At 73.0% G+C, this 3,867-nt stretch carries 3 protein-coding genes; 2 read left to right on the top strand and 1 reads right to left on the bottom strand.

What is annotated here, in order from left to right; translation table 11 throughout:
- On the bottom strand, window positions 1-604 hold a 604-nt coding region (locus J1C73_RS34190), incomplete at its 3' end, for an SDR family oxidoreductase (RefSeq protein ID WP_504745094.1).
- Window positions 605-680: 76 nt separating this feature from the next.
- Between J1C73_RS34190 and J1C73_RS34185 the strand changes: the two genes are divergently transcribed.
- Window positions 681-1,958 (top strand): acetyl-CoA C-acetyltransferase, encoded by a 1,278-nt coding sequence (locus J1C73_RS34185; RefSeq protein ID WP_207319754.1) that lies wholly within the window; start codon window positions 681-683, stop codon window positions 1,956-1,958.
- A gap of 61 nt (window positions 1,959-2,019) precedes the next feature.
- On the top strand, window positions 2,020-3,867 hold a 1,848-nt coding region (locus tag J1C73_RS34180), incomplete at its 3' end, for an AMP-dependent synthetase/ligase (protein ID WP_207319753.1).

Here is a 3,867-nt window from a genome sequence, read left to right as displayed (position 1 = left end):
GTCCGGCGAGCGGGGCGGCCCAGTCGGCGACCGGGCCGGGGGCGGCCGAGGACACCTCGATGACCTGGCCGCTGATGTAGGCGGACCGGGGCGACAGCAGGAAGCGCAGGGTGGATTCGGCGCCCTCGACCGCGCCGGGCGCGAGGCGCACCAGCTGCACGGTCGCGCCCTTGCCGATCTCCTTGCCGAGCGAGCGCACAAAGCCTTCGAGGGCCTGCTGGGCGGCGGCCTGGTGGTGGTCGTCCGGGGACGGGCGCACTCCGACGACGACGATGCGGCCGCCCGGTGCGAGCGAGCGGACGACGGGGTGCAGCGCGGCGTGCACGTCCCCGAGCCCGGCGGCGGTGTCGACGGCCGTGGCGTCCAGGACGACCGCGGCCGGCCGGTCGGCGCTCGCCCTCACCTCCAGGCCGGTCGCGGCCAGGATCGCGCCCAGCTCATCGGTGACGGCGGAGTCCCCGGCGGTGAGGTGGAGGACCGGGCCGGTCAGCGACTGGGTCTCCAGCGACCAGCGGCGCAGCGGTGCGGGCTGCGGCAGGCCGATTCTCCGGGTCAGAAATCGGCCGGTTGCCGTGCCGGTGAAGTGCAGATAGCGGTCGGCCATTGTCCAGACTCCCTGCTCGGTCGTAGATTTACTCCGGAGTAAGGTTACTCAAGAGTCAGGAGCTGGTCGAGATGAGTTGGTCGAGTTGATCCCCCTCGCACTCCCGCAGCCCCGCCGGGTCGCGGTCATCGGTGGCAGCCGTATCCCCTTCGCGCGCTCGGACGGGCCGTACGCCCAGGCCTCCAACCAGCAGATGCTCACCGCCGCGCTGGACGGTCTGGTCGAGCGGTTCGGGCTCCAGGGGCAGCAGGTCGGCGAGTTCGCCGCGGGCGCGGTCCTCAAGCACAGCCGGGACTTCAACCTGGCCCGGGAGACCGTGCTCGGCTCGCGGCTCGACCCGCGCACCCCCGCGTACGACGTCCAGCAGGCCTGCGGCACCGGCCTCCAGGCCGTCATCGCCGCCGCCAACAAGATCATGCTCGGTGCGATCGACTCCGCGGTCGCGGGCGGCGCGGACACCACGAGCGACGCGCCCCTCGGCGTCAACGACGAGCTGCGCAGGCTGCTGCTGTCGGCCCGGCGGGCGAAGACGGCGGGCGGCCGGGTCAAGGCGTTCGCGGGCGTACGTCCCCGGCATCTCGTCCCGGACATCCCGCGCAACGCCGAACCGCGCACCGGTCTCTCGATGGGCGACCACGCGGCGGTCACCGCACGCCGGTGGGACATCGGCCGCGCGGAGCAGGACCTGCTCGCCGCCACCAGCCACCGGCGCCTGGCCGCCGCGTACGACCGGGGGTTCCTGGACGACCTCGTCGTCCCGTACCTCGGCCTGGACCGCGACCAGAACCTGCGCCCCGGCTCCACGGTGGAGAAACTCGCCACGCTGAAGCCGGTGTTCGGCGCGGTCCACCCGGACGCGACGATGACCGCGGGCAACTCCACCCCGCTCACCGACGGTGCCGCGACGGTGCTGCTGGCGAGCGAGGAGTGGGCCGAGCGGCACGGGCTGGAACCCCTGGCCTACCTCTCGCTGTACGAGACCGCGGCGGTCGACTACGTGGGCGGGGAGGACGGTCTGCTGATGGCGCCCGCGTACGCCGTGCCGCGGCTGCTGGAGCGCGCCGGGCTGACGGTCGAGGACTTCGACCTCTTCGAGGTCCACGAGGCCTTCGCCTCCCAGGTGCTCGCCACGCTGGCCGCCTGGGAGAAGGCGGGGCTCGCCCCGGTGGACCGGGAGAAGCTCAACGTGGCGGGTTCCTCACTCGCCACCGGGCACCCGTTCGCCGCGACGGGCGCGAGGATCGTCGCCACCCTCGCCAAACTCCTCGCGGAGCGGGGCGCGCCGGGCCGTGGGCTGATCTCGATCTGCGCGGCGGGCGGCCAGGGCGTCACGGCGATCCTGGAACGCGCCTGACACGTCCAGGGCCCGTCCGCCGGAACCGAACCCGCCCGACCCCGATTTCGAGGAGCCGCACGTGTCCACGCCACCCGCCACATCCACCGCGCCCGTCCTGGTCGAGCCGACCAAGGTCAGGGCGGCCGACGGAAGCGTCCAGCAGGTCTCCGTACCGGCGTTCGCCCCGCCCGTCCGCCGCGGCTCGCTCGCCGAGATCCCCTTCGACAACGCCCGCGAGGCCCCGGCCGACGCCGTCCTCAGCCGCAAGCAGCCGGACGGCAGCTGGCAGGACGTGACGGCGGCGGACTTCGCGGGCGAGGTGCTCGCCGTCGCCAAGGGCCTGATCGCGGAAGGGCTGCGGGGCGGCGACCGCATCGCGATCATGGCCCGTACGACGTACGAGTGGACGCTGCTCGACTTCGCGGCCTGGGCCGCCGGCCTGGTCACCGTCCCCATCTACCCGACCTCCTCCGCCTTCCAGGCCCGCTGGATACTCCAGGACTCGGGCGCCGTCGCCTGCGCGGTCGAGACGGCCGAACAGAGCCGCGTCATCAGCCAGGAGCGCAAGCAGCTCGGCGGCCTCACCCACCTCTGGCAGTTCGACACGGGCGTGCTGGGCCGGCTGAAGAAGACCGGCAGGGACGTCCCCGACGACGCCGTCGCGGCCCGGCGCGCCACGCTGGAGCCGGGGACCCCCGCCACCCTCGTCTACACCTCGGGCACCACCGGCCGTCCCAAGGGCTGCGTGCTGACCCACGGCAACTTCTTCGCCGAGGTCGACAACGCCATCGAGCTGCTGCACCCGGTCTTCACATCGGTCAGCAAGTACCCCGCGTCCACCCTGCTGTTCCTGCCGCTGTCGCACGTCTTCGGGCGGATGGTCGCGATCGGCTGCCTGCGCGCCCGGGTCCGCCTCGGCCACGCCCCGTCCATCAGGACCGAGGACCTGCTCGCCGACCTGGCCGGGTTCAAACCGTCGTTCCTGCTGGCCATTCCGTACGTACTGGAGAAGGTCTACAACACCGGCCGGGCCACCGCCGAGAAGATGGGCCGCGCCTCGTCCTTCGACCGGGCCGCGCGGATCGCCCAGCGGTACGGCCAGGCCGTCGAGGCCGCCGAACACGGCACCGGTCCCGGCCCGGGCCTGGGGCTGCGGGCGGCCCGCGCGCTGTACGACCCGCTGGTCTACCGCCGCATCCGGGCCGCGCTCGGCGGCCAGGTCCGGTACGCGATCTGCGGCGGCTCCCCGCTGGGCAGCAGGCTCGCCGCCTTCTACGCGGGCGCCGGCATCGAGATCTTCGAGGGCTACGGCCTGACGGAGACCACCGCGGCCGCCACCGTGACCCCGCCCCTCAGACCACGTCTGGGCACGGTCGGCTGGCCGATGCCGGGCACCGCCGTCCGCATCGCGCAGGACGGCGAGGTGCTGCTCAGCGGCGGCCAGGTGTTCCAGGGCTACTGGGACGCCGAACGCGGCGAGGCCGTTCCCGCGCTGGACGGCGGCTGGTTCGCCACCGGGGACCTGGGCACGCTCGACGAGGACGGCTACCTCACGATCACCGGCCGCAAGAAGGACATCATCATCACCTCGGGCGGCAAGAACGTCACCCCGGCCCCGCTGGAGGACTGGCTGCGCGCGCACCCGCTGGTCAGCCAGTGCATGGTGGTCGGCGACAACCGCTCGTTCATCACCGCCCTGATCACCCTGGAGCCGGACGGGCTGTCCCACTGGCGCCGGATGATGAAGAAGGAGGACGTCCCGCTGCGCGAACTCGTCCACGACGAGGAGCTCCACATCGCGCTGCAACGTGCGGTCGACGAGGCCAACCGGCTCGTCTCGCGCGCCGAGTCGATCCGCAAGTTCACCGTCCTGACCGTGGACTTCACCGAGGAGGCCGGCCATCTGACGCCGTCGCTGAAGCTGAAG

The sequence above is a fragment of the Streptomyces laculatispora genome (assembly GCF_017353455.1).
Lineage (GTDB): Bacteria > Actinomycetota > Actinomycetes > Streptomycetales > Streptomycetaceae > Streptomyces > Streptomyces laculatispora.
The sequence above is the reverse complement of the archived record's forward strand: the minus strand, read 5'-3'. Positions and strand labels throughout refer to the sequence as shown.